This window comes from Luteibacter sp. P4_D7_3, assembly GCF_056401735.1.
The window spans coordinates 1-2963 of sequence record NZ_JBFUIT010000410.1 but is presented as its reverse complement, the minus strand read 5'-3'; the positions used below and the strand labels follow the sequence as shown (position 1 = coordinate 2963).

At 65.7% G+C, this 2963-nt stretch carries 3 protein-coding genes; all 3 read left to right on the top strand.

Annotated features, from left to right (window positions below; translation table 11 throughout):
* Positions 1-20: 20 nt before the first annotated feature.
* From glyA to ribD, 3 genes are read left to right on the top strand one after another with little or no spacing between them, the layout of a single operon-like run.
* Positions 21-1277: a serine hydroxymethyltransferase gene (gene glyA, locus AC1DSN_RS20765; RefSeq protein ID WP_063571236.1), complete on the top strand. Its 1257-nt coding sequence runs from the start codon at positions 21-23 to the stop codon at positions 1275-1277.
* 3 nt (positions 1278-1280) lie between these two features.
* Entirely contained in the window at positions 1281-1796 is a 516-nt protein-coding gene (gene nrdR / locus AC1DSN_RS20760; RefSeq protein WP_063571237.1) for a transcriptional regulator NrdR, read from the top strand.
* 41 nt (positions 1797-1837) lie between these two features.
* Positions 1838-2902, top strand: a complete 1065-nt coding sequence (gene ribD, locus AC1DSN_RS20755; protein ID WP_477293698.1) for a bifunctional diaminohydroxyphosphoribosylaminopyrimidine deaminase/5-amino-6-(5-phosphoribosylamino)uracil reductase RibD — start codon at positions 1838-1840, stop codon at positions 2900-2902.
* Positions 2903-2963: the final 61 nt, after the last annotated feature.

The window sequence follows — 2963 nt, the reverse complement described above, 5'->3', positions numbered from 1 at the left end:
CCTGCCCCCATGAGGTCGAGATGTTCCCGAAGGATGCAACGATCGCCGGCTACGACGACGAACTGGCCAAGGCCATCGCTAACGAGACCCGTCGCCAGGAAGATCACGTCGAACTGATCGCCTCCGAGAACTACGCCAGCCCGCGCGTCATGGAAGCGCAGGGTTCGGTGCTGACCAACAAATACGCCGAGGGTTACCCGGGCAAACGCTACTACGGTGGCTGCGAGTACGTGGACGTCGCCGAAAGGCTCGCCATCGACCGTCTGAAGCAGCTGTTCGGGGCGGACTATGCCAACGTGCAGCCGCATTCCGGCTCGCAGGCGAACCAGGCCGTTTACTTCGCTCTGCTGCAGCCCGGCGACACCATCCTGGGCATGAGCCTGGCCCACGGCGGTCACCTGACTCACGGCGCCAAGGTCAACCTCTCCGGCAAGATCTTCAACGCCGTGCAGTACGGCATCGACCCGGAATCGGGGCTGGTCGACTACAACGAAGTCGAGCGCCTCGCCGTCGAGCACAAGCCGAAGATGATCGTGGCCGGCTTCTCAGCCTACTCGCAGATCCTCGACTGGGGTCGCTTCCGCGCCATTGCCGACAAAGTCGGTGCCTACCTGTTCGTCGACATGGCGCACATCGCCGGTCTGGTCGCGGCGGGTGAGTACCCGAACCCGATCGAGCACGCGCACGTGGTCACCTCCACCACGCACAAGACGCTGCGCGGTCCGCGCGGCGGCATCATCGTCGCCAAGGGCCTGGGTGAGGAGCTGGAAAAGAAGCTGCAGTCCATCGTCTTCCCGGGCATCCAGGGTGGTCCGCTGATGCACGTCATCGCGGCCAAGGCAGTCGCCTTCAAGGAAGCGCTGGAGCCTTCGTTCAAGACCTACCAGGCCCAGGTGGTGAAGAACGCCAAGGCCATGGCGAAGACCTTCATCGAGCGCGGCTACAAGATCGTTTCCGGCGGCACCGAAAACCATCTCATGCTGATCGACCTCATCGGCCGCGATGCGACCGGCAAGGACGCGGAGGCGGCGCTGGGCAAGGCGCATATCACCGTGAACAAGAACGCGGTGCCGAACGACCCACGCTCGCCGTTCGTCACCTCGGGCCTGCGCGTCGGTACGCCGGCGATCACCACCCGCGGCTACGACGAAGCGGCCACGGTCGAGCTCACCCAGTGGATGTGTGACGTGCTGGATGCCCCTGGCGACGAGAAGGTCATCGCGGCCGTGCGTGAGAAAGTGACCGCGCAGTGTGCCAAGTTCCCGGTTTACGGCTGATCGATGCATTGTCCGTTCTGCCAGCATGAAGACACACGTGTCATCGACTCCCGTCTCACGGAGGACGGTGGCACGGTGCGGCGTCGCCGTGAGTGTCCGCAGTGCAGCGAGCGTTTCAACACGTTCGAAACGGCAGAGCTCAAGCTTCCGGCGATCGTCAAATCCGGCGATCGTCGCGAGCCCTTCGATGAACACAAGCTGCGCGTGAGTTTCGAGCGCGCGCTGCAGAAGCGTCCTGTTTCCAGCGATGCGGTCGATGGTGCCGTGCGCGCGGTGGTGAACGACCTGCGTCGCTGTGGCGAGCGCGAAGTACCGTCGCGACAGGTCGGTGAGCTGGTGATGCGCGAGCTCAAGGCGCTCGACCAGGTAGCCTACGTTCGCTTCGCCTCCGTGTATCGCCGGTTCGAGGACGTCCACGCCTTCCGCGAGGAGATCGAGAAGCTCGAACGCGACCTGCCGTCACTCGAAGGCCTGCAACTGCCGCTGCTGGACGCAGCCAGGCGCGGGCGCAAGAGCTGATCATGTCGCGGCCGTTCTTCCCCGCCATGGATCACGTACACATGGCGCACGCCTTGCGCCTGGCCGCACGCGGCCTGCACACCACGCAACCGAACCCGCGCGTGGGTTGCGTCATTGCGCGTGGTGAAACCGTGCTCGGTACGGGCTGGCACCCACGTGCCGGTCAGCCACACGCGGAAGTATTCGCATTGCGCGAAGCGGGCGAATCCGCGCGCGGTGCCACGGCGTACGTCACGCTGGAGCCTTGCGCGCATCATGGCCGCACGCCGCCTTGCGCCGATGCCCTGATTGCCGCCGGCGTCGGGCGCGTCGTCATCGCGCACGAAGACCCGTTCGACAAGGTCGACGGTGCCGGCATTGCCAGGCTGCGCGACGCGGGCATCGGTGTGCAGGTGGGCCTGATGCGCGACGCCGCGCGCGAACTGAATATCGGTTTCTTCAGCCGCATCGAGCGGCAACGTCCGTGGGTACGCGTGAAACTGGCGATGAGCCTCGACGGGCGCACCGCGCTGGCCGACGGCTCGTCGAAGTGGATCACCGGCGAGGCCGCGCGTGCCGATGTACAGCGCTGGCGCGCCCGTTCTTCCGCGATCCTCTCCGCGAGCGGTACGGTGCTCGCCGACGATCCGCATTTGACCGTGCGGTTGCCGGAAGGTGAGCCCTTCGTGCCGCCGTTGCGCGCGATCGTCGACACCCGGCTACGCACGCAGGCAGGCGCGAACGTGCTGGATGGCGCTGCGCCCACGGTGCTCTTCCATGCGGAGAATGCCTCGGTACCTGCGCACCTTTCCGATATCCGTCGCGCCGCCATCCGTCAGGAAGACGGCGGCGGCCTCGATCTGCGTGCGGTCCTTCACTGGTTGGCGCGCCATGACGTGAACGAAGTCCATGTCGAAGCCGGCCCGGTGCTTTGCGGCGCGCTGCTTGCCGCAGGTCTGGCCGACGAACTGATCGTCTACATCGCACCGATCCTGCTCGGACATACCGGTCGTCCGATGCTCAACCTGCCGCCGCTGGATGACATGGCGTCGCGGTGGAAACTGCATACGGTAGACCGCCGGCAGGTCGGCGACGATATGCGCCTGCAGCTGCGCCCGACGTCGTGACCGTGCGGTCCCACGTACGTTGGGGCATCGTTGGCTGCGGTGCGGTGACCGAGGTCAAGAG